Genomic DNA, 17,698 nt, shown 5'->3' on the forward strand with positions numbered 1-17,698 from the left:
GTCCCGATGTCTGATCACAACCCCGTAGCCCTGGTGACCGGTGCGGCCCACCGTCTTGGCGCCCACACCGCCCGGACTCTCCACCGCAGAGGCTGGAACCTTGTGGTTCATTACCGCAGCCGGGAAGACCAGGCCGAGGCTCTGGTGTACGACCTGAACCGTCAGCGTACGGATTCCGCCTGCGCCCTGCAGGGCGACCTCGCCAGTGACAACGATCTCGGCAGGCTGGCCGGAGAAGCCATTGCCCGCTGGGGACGGCTCGATGCGCTGGTGAACAACGCCTCCGTGTTCTACCCCACGCCCACCGCCCGGGCCACCGGGGACGACTGGGACACCATCATGAACGCCAATCTGCGAGCGCCTTTCTTTCTGTTGCAGGCCTGCCTTCCCGCCCTGAAGGCATCCCGGGGCTCGGTGGTGAACATGATCGACATCTACAGCGAAAAACCCATCGCCGACCACCCACTCTACTGCGCCAGCAAGGCCGGTCTTGCCGCCCTGACCCGCTCCTGGGCGAAAGACCTCGCACCCGAGGTGCGGGTGAACGGCGTGTCGCCCGGCGCCATTCTCTGGCCAGAAGGCGAGGCTGCCATGGACGAATCGGCGCAGCAGGCCATTCTGGACAAGACCCCACTGTCCCGAACCGGTGACCCGGACGACATCGCCGGAACCATTGCATTCCTGATCTGCGACGCGCCCTTCATTACCGGGCAGATACTGGCGGTGGACGGAGGTCGAAGCCTGAACATGTAGCCTGCCGGCTTTGGCCGAAAGCGGCTTTCCGGATACAATGCCGGCAGCTTTCAATCCTGCGTGTCCCGGGCTGTGTCCCGGGCGTCCCTACGATCCGGAGAATCCCCATGAGAGATGTCGTTATTGTTGCCGCCCGTCGTACCGCCATCGGAACCTTTGGCGGAGGTCTCTCCAGCCTGCGCGCCGACCAGCTCGGCACCGCTGTCATCAAGGCGATCCTGGAGCAAACCGGCGTGCCAGGAGACCAGGTGAACGAAGTGGTACTGGGTCAGGTACTGACCGCGGGCTGCGGCCAGAACCCGGCTCGCCAGTCGGCCATCAACGCCGGCATCCCGGCTTCCGTGCCCGCCATGACCATCAACAAGGTCTGTGGCTCTGGCCTTAAAGCGGTGCACATGGCGGTGCAGGCGATTCGCTGTGGCGACGCCGAACTGATGATTGCCGGTGGCCAGGAGAGCATGAGCCAGGCACCTCACGTTCTGCCCAACAGCCGAAACGGACAGCGTATGGGCGACTGGAACCTGGTCGACACCATGATCAAGGACGGTCTCTGGGACGCCTTCAACGACTACCACATGGGCATTACCGCCGAGAACATCGTCGAGAAATACGGCATCAGCCGACAGGAGCAGGACGAATTCGCCGCCGCCTCCCAGCAGAAAGCTGCAGCTGCCCGTGCCGCCGGTTATTTCGACGACCAGATCGTGCCGGTCACTATTCCCCAGCGCAAAGGCGACCCCATTGTGGTTGACCGCGACGAAGGCCCCCGTGACGGCGTTACCGCCGAAGGCCTGGCCAACCTGCGCGCCGCCTTCAAGAAGGACGGCACGGTAACCGCAGGCAACGCTTCCTCGCTGAACGACGGCGCCGCTGCCGTTATGGTGTGCAGCGCCGAGAAAGCCAGGGAATTGGGGCTGACGCCGCTCGCCACCATCAAGGCCCATGCCAACGCCGGCGTCGACCCCAGCATCATGGGCACCGGCCCGATTCCCGCCAGCCAGCGCTGCCTGCAGCGGGCCGGCTGGAGCGTTGACGAGCTCGATCTGGTAGAGGCCAACGAGGCCTTCGCCGCTCAGGCCATCTCGGTGAACCGTGACATGGGCTGGGACACCAGCAAGGTCAACGTGAACGGCGGCGCTATTGCCCTGGGCCACCCGATCGGCGCCTCCGGCTGCCGGATCCTCGTCTCTCTGCTGCATGAGATGGTTCGCCGCGATGCCCACAAGGGCCTGGCGACCCTGTGTATTGGCGGTGGCATGGGCGTGGCCCTGGCGGTGGAGCGCTGAGCTGCATGCTCCATGTGGTGCTTTACGAGCCGGAGATACCGCCGAATACCGGCAACATCATCCGGCTGTGCGCCAATACCGGCTGCCAGCTGCATCTGATCGAACCGCTGGGTTTTAATCTGGAGGACAAGCAGATGCGGCGGGCCGGCCTGGATTACAGCGAATACGCCTCGGTCAAAGTCCACCGGAACTACCAGGACTTCCTCGCCAGCGAGAAGCCAGAACGCCTGTTCGGGCTGACCACCAAAGGCCACACCCATTACCATCAGGTGAGTTTTCAGGATGGCGACTACCTGATGTTCGGCCCGGAAACCCGGGGCCTGCCGGCCGAGGTCCGCGAAGCACTGCCGCCGGAGCGACGACTGCGGGTACCCATGCGCCCGGAGAGCCGGAGCCTCAACCTTTCCAACACTGCCGCGCTGGTGGTGTACGAGGCCTGGCGGCAACTGGGCTTCCAGGGCGCGCTCTAGACCCGAAACCGTGCAGACACAAAAAAACCGGCCAGGGCCGGTTTTTTGTTTTCCAGAGAGCCGCGATCAGTGCGCCTGCTGCTCTTCCTTCGACTCGCCGGCGGCTTCTTCCTGCTTGCGCTTGAGCGCCTGGGCGTAAATCGCATCGAAGTTCACCGGCGCCAGCATCAGGGCCGGGAAGCTGCCCTTGTTGACCACGCCGTCGATGGCTTCGCGGGCATAGGGGAACAGAATGGTCGGGCAGTAGGCGCCGAGCATCTGGCCCAGCTGCTGACCTTCGATACCCTGAACCAGGAACACCCCGCCCTGCTGGATCTCAACGATGTAGGCGACTTTCTCTCCCACCTTCGCGGTGACGGTCAGGGAAAGTACAACCTCGTACTGGTTGTCACTGACCTTGTTGTGGGAGGTGTTCAGGTCCAGGTTCACCTGCGGCTTCCACTGCTCCTGGAAGACCAGCGGAGAGTTGGGTGATTCGAAAGACAGGTCCTTCACATAGATGCGCTGAAGGGCAAACTGCGGTTGGTTCTGGTTGTCACCGCCTGCGGCGGCTTGCTGGTTCTCAGCCATGTTCAATCCTTTCGTTCTCAATCGTGGGGCACGGGGCCCCTTTATTGTGGGGTGTCATCTGGTCTGCTGCCGAAGCATTCTACGTCGGCGCCCGGCCGGCTAATGTGAAACAGTGCGGCAGATTGGGTTTCAGATCAAGGCCGGCTCTATTTCTTGACCAGCGGCAGATTGCTGGCTTTCCAGTCAGCGATCCCCCCATTAAGCCGCGACACGTTGCTGAAGCCTTCGGCATTCAGCTGCTTTACCGCCATGGCCGAATGCTGGCCCATCTTGTCGGCCACAATGATCTGTTTGTCCTTGAATTTGCTCAGCTCGTTGACCCGGCTTTTCAGGCTGTTCAGCGGAATGTTGATGGAACCGGTAATACGGCCCTCACCAAACTCCTTGCGGTCCCGGATGTCCACCACCACGGCTTCGTCTTTGTTGATAAGGTTGACCGCGCCCTGGGCCGAAATCTTGGCACCACCGCGGCGGGACTCCAGAATAAGGATCGCCACCAGAAATGCCACAAACAGCGACACCAGAATGTAGTGGTTAACGACAAATTCAAACAACCGGTCCATGCACTTACCCTGATAGTGAGTTTGGCCGGATTATACACAGCCTGGTTGCCGGACAGAAGGTGACGAAACTGGTCAGTAAATGCGAAAATAGTTAAACTGCATTTTCGTTTTAGTAAATTTACTAACATTTTTACTTTCGGACTGAATGATGACTGCAATGCGCAAGCCGACCGCACTGATTATTCTGGACGGCTGGGGCCACCGCGACCCGGCCGAGGACAACGCCATCAGCAATGCCAACACCCCTTTCTGGGACAAGCTCTGGCAAAACCAGCCCAAGACCCTGATCAACACCTCGGGCATGTTTGTAGGCCTGCCACAGGGGCAGATGGGGAACTCTGAAGTCGGCCACATGAACCTTGGCGCAGGCCGCGTGGTATACCAGAGCCTGACCCGCATTGACAAAGACCTCGAAGACGGCACCTTCCAGGAAAACCCGGTACTGTGTGCCGCCATCGACAAGGCCGTACAGAGCGGCCGCGCGGTACATCTGATGGGCCTTATGTCCCCCGGTGGCGTGCACAGTCACGAAGACCACATCCTGGCCGCCGCAGAGCTGGCCGCTTCCCGAGGCGCGAAGGAAGTTTACATACATGCGTTTCTCGATGGCCGCCATATGCCGCCCCGCAGCGCCAAGGCGTCCCTGGAAAAAGCCGCCGCCAAACTGAAAAGCCTCGGTGTTGGCCGGGTGGCTTCCCTGGTTGGCCGCTACTACGCCATGGATCGCGACAACCGTTGGGACCGCATCGAGTCGGCCTACAACCTAATGACCCAGGGCAGCGCAGAGTTTGTTGCCCAGGACCCGGTCTCCGGCCTGGAGCAGGCCTACGAGCGCGGTGAGAACGACGAGTTCGTCTCCCCCACCCGGATCCAGGCGCCCGGTGAGCCCGAAGCCACCATCAATGACGGCGACAGCGTGCTGTTCATGAACTTCCGGGCCGACCGCGCCCGGGAAATGACCCGCACCTTCGTGGACAAGGATTTCGACGGCTTCCAGCGTCAGAAATACCCGGAATTGGCCGACTTTGTGATGCTGACCGAGTACGCGGCCGACATCAAAACCTCCTGCGCCTATCCGCCGGAACAGCTGACCAACGGGCTCGGCGAGTACATGGCCAAGCAGGGCAAGACCCAGCTGCGCATTGCCGAAACCGAGAAGTACGCCCACGTGACGTTCTTCTTTAATGGCGGCCTGGAAACGCCGTTCGACGGCGAGGACCGAATCCTGGTGCCCTCTCCCAAGGTGGCCACCTACGACCTCCAGCCGGAGATGAGCGCCCCCGAGGTGACCGACAAGCTGGTTGAAGCCATCAAGAGCGGCAAGTACGACCTGGTGGTCTGCAACTACGCCAACGGCGACATGGTTGGTCACACTGGCAAACTGGACGCGGCCATCAAGGCTGCGGAATGCCTGGACGAGTGCGTGAAGCGCGTGGTCGAAGCTCTCGACGAAGTGGGCGGCGAAGCCCTGATCACCGCCGATCACGGCAACTGTGAGCAGATGACCGACCCCAACTCCGGACAGGTCCACACCGCGCACACCATCGGCCCGGTACCGCTGGTCTACACCGGTCATCGCCAGGTGAGCCTCCGGGACGATGGCAGCCTGAGCGATGTCGCGCCCACTCTCCTCGCCCTGATGGGACTGGCACAACCGAAGGAAATGACCGGGCACAGCCTGGTTGAGCTCGGTTGATCAGACAACGGACATTGGCCGTGCGATATGCCGGACTGCTGGCGCTCGCCCTTGGTCTGGGCGCAGCGCCGGCGCTCGCGCAGCAGGACGTTACACCAGCCCAGATCGAGGAACTCAAGGAACAGATTGAGGATATCGATGAGTGGCTGGCCGACGCCGAAGAAGACCGCTCTGCCCTGGAGCGGCAACTGGCCGAAACCGAAAAAACCATCAGCCGCCTGACCCGCGAACGTCGCTCCCTGCGCCAGCAGGCCGAACAACAGAAGCAGCGGCTGGAGCAGCTACAGGATGAGGAACGGGAGCTTGCCCGCACCCTGGATCGACAGCGGGAGAGCCTCAAGAGCCAGATACGTGCTGCCTGGATGGAGGGCGATGCGCCGGCGGTCAAGGTACTGCTCAATGAGATCGATCCGGACCGCATTGCCCGCACCCTCACCTACTACGAGTACCTGAGCAAACACACGGTGACCCGCCTTGAAGCCTTCCGCGCAAGCCTGGAAGAGCTCCGCACCACTCAGGCCGCTGTTGAAGCCATCCGGGTTGAGCTGGCCAACACCGAAAAAGGTCTGGCCCAACGCCAGCAGGCGCTGGCGCAGTCGCGACAGGAACGGCAACAGACCCTCGCCTCTCTCAACGCCGACATTCAGAACCGCCGCAGCGAACGCCAGGAGCTGGAATCAGACCGCAAGCGCCTGGAAAAGCTGCTGGAAGAAGTCCAGCAAGCCATCAATAACATTCCGTCCCCAAACGAATCCAAGCCCTTTGCCTCGCTTCGCAACCGGCTGCCCTGGCCGGTAGAGGGCAAGGTCCTGAGCGGCTTTGGTGATCGCTACGCGGACGGCAAACTGCGCCGCACCGGTCTGCTGATCAAGACCGGGGAAGAAGCGGAGATCCGGGCCATTCACCACGGCCGGGTGGTTTTCGCCAACTGGCTGCGGGGCTTTGGCCTGATCACCATCATTGATCACGGCGATGGCTACATGACACTCTATGGCCACAGCAGCAGCCTCTTCACCAGCCCCGGCGACTGGGTTACAGCCGGGGAGTCCATCGCCATAGCCGGACAGACCGGTGGCACCGATACGCCGGCCCTGTATTTTGAAGTTCGACACAACGGCAAGCCTGACAATCCCGGCCGCTGGCTGGCAAACTGACGTCTCCGCCAAGGGCTGACAAACGGCCCGGGTGGCGCCATACTGTCCGGAGCCGGGGAACGGGTCCAACTATCGGAATCAAAACAGGATATGGGAATGAAACGGGTCAGAAGTACACTCCATGCCACGCCTTTACGCACACTTGTGATCGCTACCTGTTTTGCCACCGCCTCCGGGCTTGCCCTGGCGCAGGACCCGGCACCGGAAACCGAACAGTTGCTGGAGGGCATCCAGAACGGTGAACGTGTCCAGATCAGCCTGCCCGACCCGGAAAAACAGCTTCCCCTGGAGGATCTTCGCAAGTTCACCGAGGTTTTCAGCCGCATCAAAGGCGCCTATGTTGAGGAAGTGAGCGACCGGGAGCTGTTGGAAAGCGCCATCAAGGGCATGCTCTCGGACCTGGACCCGCATTCCACCTACCTGGCGCCAAAGGACTACGAAGAGCTCGAGGAGAGCACCTCGGGGGAATTCGGGGGCCTGGGCATCGAAGTGGGCATGGAAAATGGTTTTGTGAAAGTCATCGCCCCCATCGACGACACCCCTGCACAGAAAGCCGGGGTACAGGCCGGCGACCTGATCATCAAGCTGGACGAAAAGCCGGTAAAAGGGATGAGCCTGGAGGAAGCCGTCAAACTGATGCGCGGCAAACCGGGCACTATCGTGACCCTGACCATTATGCGTGAGGGAGAAAACGCGCCGATCGAGATTGACGTGGAGCGCGACGTGATCAAGGTAACCAGCGTGAAATCCCGCATGCTGGAAAACGGCTATGGCTATGTCCGGATCACCCAGTTCCAGGCCGACACCGGCACCCAGTTCAAGGATGCTCTGGTGGACCTCGAGGAAGAACTGGGCCGGGACCTCGATGGACTGATCATCGACCTGAGAAACAATCCCGGCGGCGTGCTCCAGGCAGCGGTGGAATCGGCCGACGCGCTGCTGGATGAAGGCCTGATTGTTTACACCGAGGGCCGTATCCAGAGCTCCCGCCTGCGCTTCAGCGCCCGGGAAGGCGACGTGATGGAAGGCACCCCCATTGTGGTACTGATCAACGGCGGTTCGGCCTCCGCTTCCGAGATTCTGGCAGGCGCGCTGCAGGACCATGAAAGAGCCGTGGTGATGGGCACCCAGTCATTCGGCAAGGGCAGCGTTCAAACCGTGATTCCGCTGGATGAAACCCATGCCATCAAGATGACCACCGCCCGTTACTACACCCCGGACGGTCGCTCCATCCAGGCCACGGGCATCAAGCCCGACATCGTTGTGCGCCCGGCGGAGCTGAAGGAACTGGACAGCAAGCCCTTCTTTACCGAGGCCGATCTGAGCGGGCATCTGGAAGGACAGAACGAGAAAGCACAGGAGCAGGAGAAAACTGACCCGTCCGCAGAAGCCGATTCGGTATCTCTGGCAGAGCGCGACTACCAGCTTCGCTCGGCCCTGAACCTGCTCAAAGGGATTCATATCCTGAACCCTAAGACCAGGGGCATGACGAAAGGAAACAGTCAGTGAAAGCAGCCGTCACACTGCTGGCGCTGGCGCTCCTGGCCAGCGCCAGCCTGGCTTCCGCGGAACCCGGCAACCGGACGCTGCCACCCACCATCGCGATCATCATCGACGACATGGGCCATGACCTGGCCGAGGGTGAGCGTCTGGCCATGATGGACCAGCCCCTGACCCTGGCGTTCCTGCCCTACCGCCGCCATACCGATACCCTGGCGCGCCTCGCCCATCGCGAGAACAAGGAAATCATGCTCCATGCGCCCATGGCCAACACTCGCAATTTCGGGCTCGGCCCAGGTGGCCTGACGCCGGACATGGACGAACAAAGCATGGCAACAACTCTTCGCCGCGCCCTGCAGTCAATTCCCCATGTTCGCGGGGTCAACAACCACATGGGCAGCCTGCTGACCCAGCAACTGCAGCCCATGGACTGGATCATGAAGGAGCTGTTCCGGTACCCGGTCTATTTTGTCGACAGCCGCACCATCGCTTCCACGGTTGCCGGCGATGTGGCCGAAGCCTACCGGATTCCGACCCTGGCACGGGATGTCTTCCTCGATCACGAGCAGACCGAAGAGTTCATTGATCGCCAGTTCAAGCTGCTGATCAAGCGCGCCCGCGAAAACGGAAGTGCCATTGGCATTGGCCATCCTCACAAGGTCACCGTGGATTATCTGGAAAAGCACCTGCCAGAACTGGACCGCCAGGGCATCGCCATTGCTACGGTCAGCGGGCTGTGGGCCATGCGCAATGGCAATCGCGAGATGTTTGCAGAGGGCGAAAAGCAGGCCATCCGACCTGCCCTTGCGCAGAAGAAGTAGGATCAGTCCCGGACTTCGATGCCCTGGGCCTTCATGAAGGCCTTGGCTTCCGGGATGGTGTGCTGGCCGAAATGGAAAATGGAGGCCGCCAGCACCGCGTCGGCCCCACCCTGGGTAACACCGTCGGCCAGGTGTTGCAGTTCGCCCACGCCCCCCGAAGCAATCACCGGCACGATCACCGCGTCGCTCACGGCCCTGGTCAGGCCAAGATCAAAGCCGATCTTGGTGCCGTCCCGGTCCATGCTGGTAAGCAGCAACTCGCCGGCGCCCATGTCTACCATCTTGCGGGCCCACTCGACGGCATCCAGGCCGGTTGGCTTGCGGCCACCGTGAGTGAAGATCTCCCAGCGGGGCGCTTCATCCTCGGCACTGACCCGCTTGGCATCAATGGCCACCACAATGCACTGGCTACCAAAACGCTCCGCCGCCTCCCGCACAAACTCCGGATTGAACACAGCCGCGGTGTTGATGGACACCTTGTCGGCACCGGCGTTCAGCAGTTTGCGAATGTCGTCCACGGTGCGCACGCCGCCACCCACGGTCAACGGGATAAACACTTCCGCCGCCATCCGTTCGACGGTCTCGTAGGTGGTGTCGCGACTTTCGTGGCTGGCGGTGATATCCAGGAAGGTGATTTCATCGGCGCCCTGCTCGTTGTAGCGGCGCGCCACTTCCACCGGATCGCCGGCATCGCGGATATCCACGAAATTCACGCCTTTGACCACTCGGCCCTTGTCGACATCGAGGCAAGGAATGATGCGTTTCGCCAGTGCCATGGTTTGCTTACCCCTTCAGGCTGTCACAGAAGGCCTGGGCTTCGGCCACATCGAGCGTGCCCTCGTAGATGGCCCGACCGGTGATGGCGCCGAGAATGCCTTTGTCCGCCACGGTGGCCAGGCGTTTGAGGTCGTCCATGTTGGTCACCCCACCGGAGGCAATCACCGGGATGCCGCCTTCTTCGGCCAGTGCCGCAGTGGCTTCCACGTTCACGCCCTGCATCATGCCGTCGCGGCTGATGTCGGTGTAGACGATGGACTCAACGCCGTCATTGGCAAAGCGTTTGGCCAGATCGATGGCCATCACTTCAGAGACTTCCGCCCAGCCGTCGGTGGCAACGCGCCCGTCTTTGGCGTCGAGACCAACGATGATGTGGCCCGGGAATTTCTTGCACATCTCGGTCACGAACTCGGGCTCCTTCACGGCTTTGGTGCCGATGATGACCCACTGTACGCCAGCCTTGAGGTAGGCTTCGATGGTGTCTGCCGAGCGGATACCGCCGCCAATCTGGATGGGCAGGTCCGGGTATTTGCGGGCGATGGCCTGGACAATTTCGCCGTTCACCGGCTCACCGGCGAAGGCGCCGTTCAGATCAACCAGGTGCAAACGACGGGCGCCGGCTTCCACCCAGCGGGTGGCCATGTCGACCGGGTCGTCGCCAAAGACCGTGGAGTCGTCCATACGGCCCTGGCGCAGGCGCACGCATTTGCCGTCTTTCAGGTCGATCGCGGGAATTATTAGCATTTTCCAGTCCATTCTGTGAAATTTTTCAGAAGCTGCAAACCTGCCCGGGCACTTTTCTCCGGGTGGAATTGCACGGCAAAGATATTGTCCCTGGCAACTGCTGCAGCCAGGTCGACGCCGTAGTGGGTTCGGCCTGCCATGTCGGCATTGCCCTCGGCCTCGGCGTAATAGCTGTGCACGAAGTAGAAGCGGTCGCCGTCCGGGATGTTGTGCCACAGGGGGTGATCAACCGACTGGTACACCTGGTTCCAGCCCATGTGCGGCACTTTCAGTCGTTCGCCGTTCTCGGTCAGGTGGTCGCCGAAGTAGCGTACTTGCGAGGGAAACAGGCCGATGCAGTCAACGCCCCGGTTTTCCTCGCTGCGGGACATCAGGGCCTGCATGCCAACACAGATACCCAGGAACGGCCGGTCCTTGGAGACTTCGCGAACCAGCTCGACAACACCCAGGCGCTGCATTTCGGCCATGCAATCGCGGATGGCGCCCACCCCGGGGAGGATAACGCGGTCGGCTTCGCGGATTTTCCGGGCGTTGTCGGTGACCAGTACGGTGGTGTCCGGAGCAACGTGCTCCACCGCCTTTTTGGCAGAGTGAAGGTTGCCCATGCCGTAGTCGATGATGGCAACGGTTTTCATGGTTGTTGCGGTGTCCTTGATTGACCGGCCAGGAATGGCCGGCACCAGAAAGTCTTTCCGGAGCGAGCCGGGTTACAGGGAACCCTTGGTGGACGGGGTGATGCCCGCCATGCGCTCATCCATTTCAATCGCCATGCGCAACGCACGGCCGAAGGCCTTGAACACGGTTTCAATCTGGTGATGGGTGTTCTTGCCCTTCAGGTTATCGATGTGCAGGGTCACCATGGAGTGGTTCACAAAGCCGTGGAAGAACTCCTCGAACAGATCCACATCGAAGCCGCCAACGGCGCCACGGGTGTAGGGTACGTCCATCATCAGGCCAGGACGGCCGGAGAGGTCGATCACCACGCGGGAAAGCGCTTCGTCCAGCGGCACGTAGGCGTGACCGTAGCGGCGGATGCCCTTCTTGTCGCCAACGGCCTGCTTGAAGGCCTGACCCAGGGTAATGCCAATGTCTTCCACGGTGTGGTGGTCGTCGATATGCAGGTCTCCCTTGGCCACGATGTTCAGGTCAACCAGCCCGTGGCGGGCGATCTGGTCCATCATGTGCTCCAGGAATGGCACGCCGGTGTCGAAACTGGACTTGCCGGTACCGTCGAGATCAATCTCCACGGTGATCTGGGTTTCAAGGGTATTTCGTTCTACCCGAGCCTTGCGTTCGGCCATGGGGACTCCGTAACAATCCATAAAAAAGGGCGTCAGTGCGCCGGAAGTATTTTTACCGGGCGATTATACCTTTTCTGTTGGCCGGAGTCCCGCAAACGGTTCAATTGCGCCGATAGTCCGGCCCGCTTAAAACGCCTTCTTGAGGTTGTTCATGTAGGTGTCCACGAGGCTGTTGAACTCGTGCTTGATCACCGGGCTGATCGCCAGCTTGAGCAGGCTCGGCAGAGGGACGGTGAGCTCGGCACTGGTCTGGAATTTCACCGCGGTGGCCTTGTCGCCCTTGGCCTTCAGGGTCCAGGAACCACGCACCACGCCGTTGCCCTCGCCTTTTACCGGCTCCCAGGTGATCTTGCCGGCGTCTTTGTCTGCGTGGTACTTGCAGGCGTACACAGACTGGATTGCGTGCTTGTCCACGCCCACCTTCTCCATTTCCCAGCGGTAAGCGTTGTCGCCCAGATCAGTGAGTTTATGAACTTTCGGAAAATGGCTGGCAGAGCGTGGCACATCCGCCAGCAACTCGAAGACCTCATCGTAGCTTCCCGGAATTTCCAGTTCCCGGTTCAGCTCAATCGAAACGGTAATTGCCACGGTCTACTCCTTTTTATGTTTGTTGGTGCTCTTGCTGCTACAACTGTAGCCGGAAATTAAAGACGTGTATTTTGGCCCAACACTACCGCATTGTCATACTCCTGCGCTGTTAATTTGTTAACCCTGCGTTATCCTTTGGGTTATTACCAACAGAGTTCTCCCTGGACATCTGCAAGCTCCCAACATGAGGAAGGAAGCCCGAATCATGAAAGCCGTCCGTTATGTGCTGATTGCCATCGTTGCGCTGATCGTTCTTGCCGTGGCTGCGGTTGCCATTGCCATGGCCGTTATCAACCCGAACGACTACAAGCCACAGATTGAAAAGGCCGTAGAAGATGCGACCAATCTGGACCTTGTTCTGGAAGGCGATATTGGCTGGTCTTTCATCCCCCTTGGCCTGGAACTTAATGCAGTTGAGGCCAATCTGGATGGCGAACGTTTCGTCGCCCTCGAACAGCTGGTCGCCCAGGTGGACTTCTGGTCACTCATTGCCATGTCGCCCAGGGTGAACACCTTCGTGCTCAACGGCCTCGACGCGCGACTGGTCGTTAATGAGCAGGGCGAGGGTAACTGGACCCGCATCATGCCGGAGAAGACTGAGGAAGCCACCTCCGAACAGACCGCAGGCACTCAGGATGAACAGGCACAGGACGATCAGCAGGCCGGCGGTGAGCCCCTTAATTTCAACGTCGAGAATGTCCAGATCGGCAATGCCCAGGTGCGTTACACGGACCAGAGCACAGGGCAGTCCGTCACTCTCGAAAACTTCACCGTTAACGCCAGCAGCATTACCCTGGGTTCCGAATTTCCATTGGAAATCGGCTTTCGGGTAGCAACCACAAAGCCGACCTTTGAGGTGGACGGCAGCATCAGTGCCCGCCTGGCCGCCAACGAGGCGCTGAACCAGTTTGCGGTCTCCGGACTGAAGGCGGTATTCGACATGACCGGCGAGCCGTTTGGCGGTAAAAGCGTTACCGCCGAGCTCGGCGGCTCGGCCAGCGCGAACCTGGAAAACGAGACCGCCAGCCTGAACGGTTTCTCCGCCTCCCTGGCCAACCTTACCCTGAACACCGATCTGGATGTTAAAGGGTTTGGAGACTCCCCCGCCCTGAACGGCAGGGTTGCAATCGCCGAGTTCTCCCTGAAGAAGCTGCTGGACAATCTCGGCCAGCCGGCGGTGGAGACCCGTGATCCGGACGTACTCACGGCCATCGCCTTTTCAACAGGCATTGGCGGCCCCGCCGGCAAGGTGGAGCTGAGCGACCTGAACATCCGACTGGACGACACCACCTTCAAGGGTTCCGGCAGCTACAGCCTCGCCAACAGCGGCATCGTGTTCAACCTGCAGGGCGACAAACTCAACGCCGACCGTTACCTGCCCCCGGAGGCTGAAGCAGAAGCCGCCAGCGGTGGCAACGAAACCGCATCCTCCGGTACCACGCAGGCTACCGGCAGCAATCCCGAGAGCGACCTGCTGCCCCTCGAGACCCTGCGCAGCCTGTTGCTGGATGTCGATTTCGGTCTTGGCCAGTTGATCGTCAGCAACCTGACCATCAACGAGATCAAGGCCAGCACAACCGCCAAAGATGGACTGCTCAAGGTGGATGAATTCAGCGGCAAGCTGTACGAAGGCAGCTTCGGCGCAAATGTTACCCTGGACGCCCGCAGCGACAACCCGAAGTGGGCAGTGAAATCGGACGTGAACAACGTGCAGACCCTGCCCCTGCTCACCGATCTGGCTGAGCTTGAGATGCTCAGCGGTGGCGCCAACCTGAAAGTGAATGCCACCACCACGGGCAACCGGATCTCGGCCCTGCGCAGCAACGCCGACGGTCAGATCACGTTCAACCTGGCCAAGGGTGAGTTCCGTCAGATGAACCTGACCCGTATGGCCTGCCAGGGTATTGCGCTGGCCAATCAGGACCAGTTGACCACGTCCGACTGGGGTACCACCACGCCGTTCAACGACATGAGTGGCACCCTGGAGATCAATGGCAACACCCTCAACAACACCAACCTGGTTGCCGCCCTCGCCGGCATGCGACTGGAGGGTAACGGCACTGTGGATATGGCCCAGTCCATGCTCGATTACGAGCTGGGGCTGCGCGTGGTTGGTGAAATCCACCGGGACAACGCCTGCCGGGTAACCGAGTATGTGAAGAACGCGGTGATCCCCGTGGAATGCCGCGGCAACTTCTCCGAAAACCCGGGTGGACTCTGCTCGTTTGATGGCTCCCGCTTCCGGGATACCCTGAAAACCATTGCCGAAAACGCCGCCAGAGCCAAGGTTACGGAAGAAGTAGACAAGGCCAAGGCCAAGGCAGAAGAGAAGGTGCAGGAAAAGATTCAGGAGAAGGTGGGCGACAAGCTCAAGGGGCTGTTCAACTGATGGCGGACAGCTTTGCCGACCGGCTGCTGCACTGGTACGACCGCCACGGCAGGCACGACCTGCCCTGGCACCATAATCGGAACGCCTATCGGGTCTGGGTGTCGGAGATCATGCTCCAGCAGACCCAGGTAGCCACGGTCATTCCCTATTTCGAAGCCTTCATGGCGCGCTTTCCGAACGTGCAGGCGCTTGCCAGGGCGCCGGTGGACGACGTGCTCAGCCACTGGTCCGGCCTTGGCTATTACGCCCGGGCCCGCAACTTGCAAAAAGCCGCGCAATCGGTGGTTGAAGAGTTTGGCGGCGAGTTTCCACAAAGCCAGGAACAGCTGGAGTCCCTGACCGGCATCGGCCGCTCCACCGCCGCAGCAATTCTGGCCCAGGCCTACGGCATTCGCGCGGCTATACTGGACGGTAACGTGAAACGGGTGCTGGCACGCTACCACGCCATCCCCGGATGGCCAGGCCAGACCCGGGTGCTGAACCAGCTCTGGGAGCGGGCGGAGGAACACACCCCCGTACAGAGGGTGCGTGACTACACCCAGGCCATCATGGATCTGGGGGCCATGGTCTGCACCCGCAGCCGACCGGCCTGCGAGAGCTGCCCTCTTCAGCAAGACTGCACCGCTTACGCGGCCGGTGAAACCGCGCTCTATCCGGGCTCCAAACCGAAAAAGGCGAAGCCCGAAAAAAGCACCTGGATGATTATCCTCGAGGATCACGACGGCAGAATCCTGCTTGAGCGGCGCCCGCCCAGCGGCATCTGGGGCGGGCTGTGGAGCCTTCCGGAGCTGGACCCGGCCTTCGGGGCGGATGAACTGCAGGAAGCCTGCGAACGGCATCTGGGGCTGGATTGCAGCGAGCCGGAGCTGATCAGCGGTTTCCGGCACACCTTCTCTCACTACCATCTGCACATCCAACCGGCCCGGCTGACGGTTGCTGGAGGCAAGAACGCGGTGGCCGACCGGGATAACCGGAAATGGCTGCACCGGCACGAAGCCCTCGGCCTCGGTCTGCCGGCGCCCATCCGCACGCTACTGACCGAGCCCGAGCAGGCGGCCCTGCTCTGAGCCAAGGCCGCCCACCTACCAGCTCTCCGATCTGTTATCATCTGCGCCAAAACATTTGCCTACAGGAGCCACCATGAGCCGTACCGTGTTCTGCCGCAAATACCAGAAAGAAATGGAAGGCCTGGACTTCCCGCCCATGCCCGGCGCCAAGGGCCAGGACATTTTCGAGAACATCTCGAAACAGGCCTGGGAGGAATGGCAGGCCCAGCAGACCATGCTGATCAACGAGAAACACCTGAGCCTGATGGACCCGAACACCCGCAAATACCTGCAGGCCCAGATGGAACATTTCTTCAACAACGAGCCCTTCGACAAGGCCGAAGGCTATGTTCCCCCGGAGCAGTAAAACCGCGCTGATCAAAGCCTGAGCAACCCTGAAAAGATTGCGAAATTTTTCCGGTGCAGCCTTGACTCAATACATCGAAACCGGTTTAATAGCGCCCCGTTGCACAGCAGACGCGCAACATGCCCGGATAGCTCAGTTGGTAGAGCAGGGGATTGAAAATCCCCGTGTCGGTGGTTCGATTCCGCCTCCGGGCACCATCAAGATTCCAGACGAAGCCCGCCTTGTGCGGGCTTTGTTTTTTCTGGAGCGTTCTCATTCTCTTCAGGCCGACAGCCCCTGCGCCAGTCTGTTCCTCGGGTCCAGGCGCTCTTCCATCAGCCGGCGCGCACGTAACGCCTGTCTGAGTGCCGAGTAATTCGTGGGACTCGGATTATCCTCGTACCGCTGTTGGGCCATCCTTGCCTCATCACACTTGTCGAGCCACTTATCAATAATCTCTTCTGTCTTCATCGGACATCTCCCCTGCTTGAATTGACACATTCAGCATAAGTCGCACGGAAACAGACATCTTGATGACTTAAGGCATGAAAAATGGCAGAAAATGTCTGCGCTGATGAACGGAAGAGCGCCCGCTTATCCCAGGTTTTGAGAGACAACGCGCACGGTGGCGAGATAAGGCCGGGTGATGAACTTGTACCTATTGTGGCATTCTGTGGCACCGTAGATTCTTTCTTCGCCGAGACGGCAACTGACTTGAGGAGTGTCTGACATGCTGATGGCCATCGGGGCGATCATTGCGGGTCTGGTTCTACTGGTGTGGAGCGCGGACAAGTTCGTGGAAGGGGCGGCGACAACGGCCAATCATTTCGGCATGCCACCCTTGCTGATTGGCATGGTGGTGGTCGGTTTTGGCACCTCCGCGCCGGAGATGGCAGTGTCTGCGCTCGCGGCTTCCCAGGGCAATCCCGGGCTGGCCCTGGGTAACGCCTATGGCTCGAATATTACCAACATCGCCCTGATTCTCGGCATTACTGCCCTCATGGCCCCGGTGGCGGTGCACTCGCAGGTTATGCGCAAGGAGCTCCCCATCCTCATGCTGGTGACGGCCTTTGCCGGCTGGCAGCTCTGGGATGGGGACCTGAACCGCATGGACGCCATTGGCCTGATGGTGGTCTTCGCCGGTCTGCTTGGCTGGAGCGTCTATCAGGGCATGCGTCAGCCCCAGGATGCCCTGGCTGAGGACATGGCCGGGGAAATCCATGCCATGCCCCTGAAAAAAGCGCTGCTGTGGCTCGGGCTCGGCCTGTTACTACTGATCGCCAGTTCCCGGATACTGGTCTGGGGTGCGGTCGATCTGGCCACGGCGTTCGGCATCAGCGATCTGGTGATCGGGCTGACGATTGTGGCCGTGGGCACGTCCCTGCCTGAGCTGGCATCATCGATCATTGCCGCCCGTAAAGGCGAGCACGATCTGGCGCTGGGCAATATTCTCGGCTCCAACCTGTTCAATACCCTGGCGGTCGTGGGTATTGCCGGAATGATCGCGCCCATGACGGTGGCGCCGGAAGTCCTCACCCGGGACCTGCCGGTCATGGCCGCGCTGACCCTGGCGCTGTTTGTGATGGGCTACGGCTTCCGCGGCCCGGGCCGGATCAACCGGTTTGAGGGCGGCGCCCTGCTGCTTGCCTTCGTGGCCTACACGGTGTATCTCTTGGCATTTTCAGGAGCGTAAA

The 17,698-nt window shown here is 60.7% G+C and carries 19 protein-coding genes and 1 tRNA gene; 12 read left to right on the forward strand and 8 right to left on the reverse strand.

Annotated features, from left to right (window positions below):
• The first annotated feature begins 6 nt into the window (after positions 1-6).
• The 3 genes from BM344_RS07335 to trmL all read left to right on the forward strand — a co-directional run bounded on the left by BM344_RS07335 (position 7) and on the right by trmL (position 2,509).
• A complete protein-coding gene (locus BM344_RS07335) occupies positions 7-753 on the forward strand; it encodes a pteridine reductase (RefSeq protein WP_091987742.1) in 747 nt (248 codons plus the stop codon).
• A 107-nt stretch (positions 754-860) separates the two neighbouring features.
• On the forward strand, positions 861-2,039 hold the full coding sequence (locus BM344_RS07340) for an acetyl-CoA C-acetyltransferase (RefSeq protein WP_091987745.1): 1,179 nt from the start codon (positions 861-863) through the stop codon (positions 2,037-2,039).
• A 5-nt stretch (positions 2,040-2,044) separates the two neighbouring features.
• Positions 2,045-2,509, forward strand: a complete 465-nt coding sequence (trmL, locus tag BM344_RS07345; RefSeq protein ID WP_091987747.1) for a tRNA (uridine(34)/cytosine(34)/5-carboxymethylaminomethyluridine(34)-2'-O)-methyltransferase TrmL — start codon at positions 2,045-2,047, stop codon at positions 2,507-2,509.
• 66 nt (positions 2,510-2,575) lie between these two features.
• On the opposite strand, the gene secB is transcribed toward trmL, so the two are convergent.
• Together secB and BM344_RS07355 are read right to left on the reverse strand one after the other, a co-directional pair.
• Positions 2,576-3,079 (reverse strand): protein-export chaperone SecB, encoded by a 504-nt coding sequence (gene secB, locus BM344_RS07350; protein ID WP_091987749.1) that lies wholly within the window; start codon positions 3,077-3,079, stop codon positions 2,576-2,578.
• Between the two features lie 146 nt (positions 3,080-3,225).
• Positions 3,226-3,642, reverse strand: coding sequence for a rhodanese-like domain-containing protein (locus tag BM344_RS07355; protein WP_091987752.1), 417 nt, complete (start codon positions 3,640-3,642; stop codon positions 3,226-3,228).
• 148 nt (positions 3,643-3,790) lie between these two features.
• On the opposite strand from BM344_RS07355, the gene gpmM reads away from it, so the two are divergent.
• From gpmM to BM344_RS07375, 4 genes are all read left to right on the forward strand, one after another.
• A complete protein-coding gene (gpmM, locus tag BM344_RS07360) occupies positions 3,791-5,338 on the forward strand; it encodes a 2,3-bisphosphoglycerate-independent phosphoglycerate mutase (protein WP_091987754.1) in 1,548 nt (515 codons plus the stop codon).
• Between the two features lie 20 nt (positions 5,339-5,358).
• Positions 5,359-6,492, forward strand: coding sequence for a murein hydrolase activator EnvC family protein (locus BM344_RS07365; RefSeq protein WP_091987757.1), 1,134 nt, complete (start codon positions 5,359-5,361; stop codon positions 6,490-6,492).
• A 96-nt stretch (positions 6,493-6,588) separates the two neighbouring features.
• Positions 6,589-8,001: a S41 family peptidase gene (locus tag BM344_RS07370; RefSeq protein ID WP_091987759.1), complete on the forward strand. Its 1,413-nt coding sequence runs from the start codon at positions 6,589-6,591 to the stop codon at positions 7,999-8,001.
• Positions 7,998-8,813, forward strand: a complete 816-nt coding sequence (locus BM344_RS07375; protein ID WP_091987761.1) for a divergent polysaccharide deacetylase family protein — start codon at positions 7,998-8,000, stop codon at positions 8,811-8,813. The genes BM344_RS07370 and BM344_RS07375 overlap by 4 nt, the downstream gene beginning before the upstream one ends.
• Positions 8,814-8,815: 2 nt before the next feature.
• Here BM344_RS07375 and hisF read toward each other — a convergent pair whose 3' ends face one another.
• The 5 genes from hisF to BM344_RS07400 form a co-directional block, all read right to left on the reverse strand.
• Positions 8,816-9,589: an imidazole glycerol phosphate synthase subunit HisF gene (gene hisF, locus BM344_RS07380; protein ID WP_091987764.1), complete on the reverse strand. Its 774-nt coding sequence runs from the start codon at positions 9,587-9,589 to the stop codon at positions 8,816-8,818.
• A 7-nt stretch (positions 9,590-9,596) separates the two neighbouring features.
• The gene (gene hisA / locus BM344_RS07385; RefSeq protein WP_091987766.1) at positions 9,597-10,334 is read right to left on the reverse strand and encodes a 1-(5-phosphoribosyl)-5-[(5-phosphoribosylamino)methylideneamino]imidazole-4-carboxamide isomerase; all 738 of its coding nucleotides are present in this window, start codon (positions 10,332-10,334) and stop codon (positions 9,597-9,599) included.
• On the reverse strand, positions 10,328-10,969 hold the full coding sequence (gene hisH / locus BM344_RS07390) for an imidazole glycerol phosphate synthase subunit HisH (RefSeq protein ID WP_091990892.1): 642 nt from the start codon (positions 10,967-10,969) through the stop codon (positions 10,328-10,330). Before hisH ends, hisA begins: the two co-directional genes overlap by 7 nt.
• Positions 10,970-11,041: 72 nt before the next feature.
• A complete protein-coding gene (gene hisB / locus BM344_RS07395) occupies positions 11,042-11,635 on the reverse strand; it encodes an imidazoleglycerol-phosphate dehydratase HisB (RefSeq protein ID WP_091987769.1) in 594 nt (197 codons plus the stop codon).
• Between the two features lie 126 nt (positions 11,636-11,761).
• Complete coding sequence (locus BM344_RS07400; RefSeq protein WP_091987771.1) at positions 11,762-12,223, reverse strand: SRPBCC family protein; 462 nt, start codon at positions 12,221-12,223, stop codon at positions 11,762-11,764.
• A 205-nt stretch (positions 12,224-12,428) separates the two neighbouring features.
• Between BM344_RS07400 and BM344_RS07405 the strand changes: the two genes are divergently transcribed.
• From BM344_RS07405 to BM344_RS07420, 4 genes are all read left to right on the forward strand, one after another.
• Positions 12,429-14,612, forward strand: coding sequence for an AsmA family protein (locus BM344_RS07405; protein ID WP_091987774.1), 2,184 nt, complete (start codon positions 12,429-12,431; stop codon positions 14,610-14,612).
• The gene (mutY, locus tag BM344_RS07410) at positions 14,612-15,679 is read left to right on the forward strand and encodes an A/G-specific adenine glycosylase (protein ID WP_091987777.1); all 1,068 of its coding nucleotides are present in this window, start codon (positions 14,612-14,614) and stop codon (positions 15,677-15,679) included. The genes BM344_RS07405 and mutY overlap by 1 nt, the downstream gene beginning before the upstream one ends.
• 73 nt (positions 15,680-15,752) lie before the next feature.
• Positions 15,753-16,025 (forward strand): oxidative damage protection protein, encoded by a 273-nt coding sequence (locus tag BM344_RS07415; RefSeq protein WP_091987780.1) that lies wholly within the window; start codon positions 15,753-15,755, stop codon positions 16,023-16,025.
• A 121-nt stretch (positions 16,026-16,146) separates the two neighbouring features.
• Positions 16,147-16,222, forward strand: a tRNA-Phe gene (locus BM344_RS07420).
• A gap of 64 nt (positions 16,223-16,286) precedes the next feature.
• On the opposite strand, the gene BM344_RS07425 is transcribed toward BM344_RS07420, so the two are convergent.
• Complete coding sequence (locus tag BM344_RS07425; RefSeq protein ID WP_091987782.1) at positions 16,287-16,475, reverse strand: hypothetical protein; 189 nt, start codon at positions 16,473-16,475, stop codon at positions 16,287-16,289.
• Positions 16,476-16,734: 259 nt separating this feature from the next.
• On the opposite strand from BM344_RS07425, the gene BM344_RS07430 reads away from it, so the two are divergent.
• Positions 16,735-17,697 (forward strand): calcium/sodium antiporter, encoded by a 963-nt coding sequence (locus tag BM344_RS07430; protein ID WP_091987784.1) that lies wholly within the window; start codon positions 16,735-16,737, stop codon positions 17,695-17,697.
• The last annotated feature ends 1 nt before the right edge of the window (position 17,698 follow it).

The sequence above is a fragment of the Marinobacter gudaonensis genome (assembly GCF_900115175.1).
GTDB classification, from domain to species: Bacteria; Pseudomonadota; Gammaproteobacteria; order Pseudomonadales; family Oleiphilaceae; genus Marinobacter; species Marinobacter gudaonensis.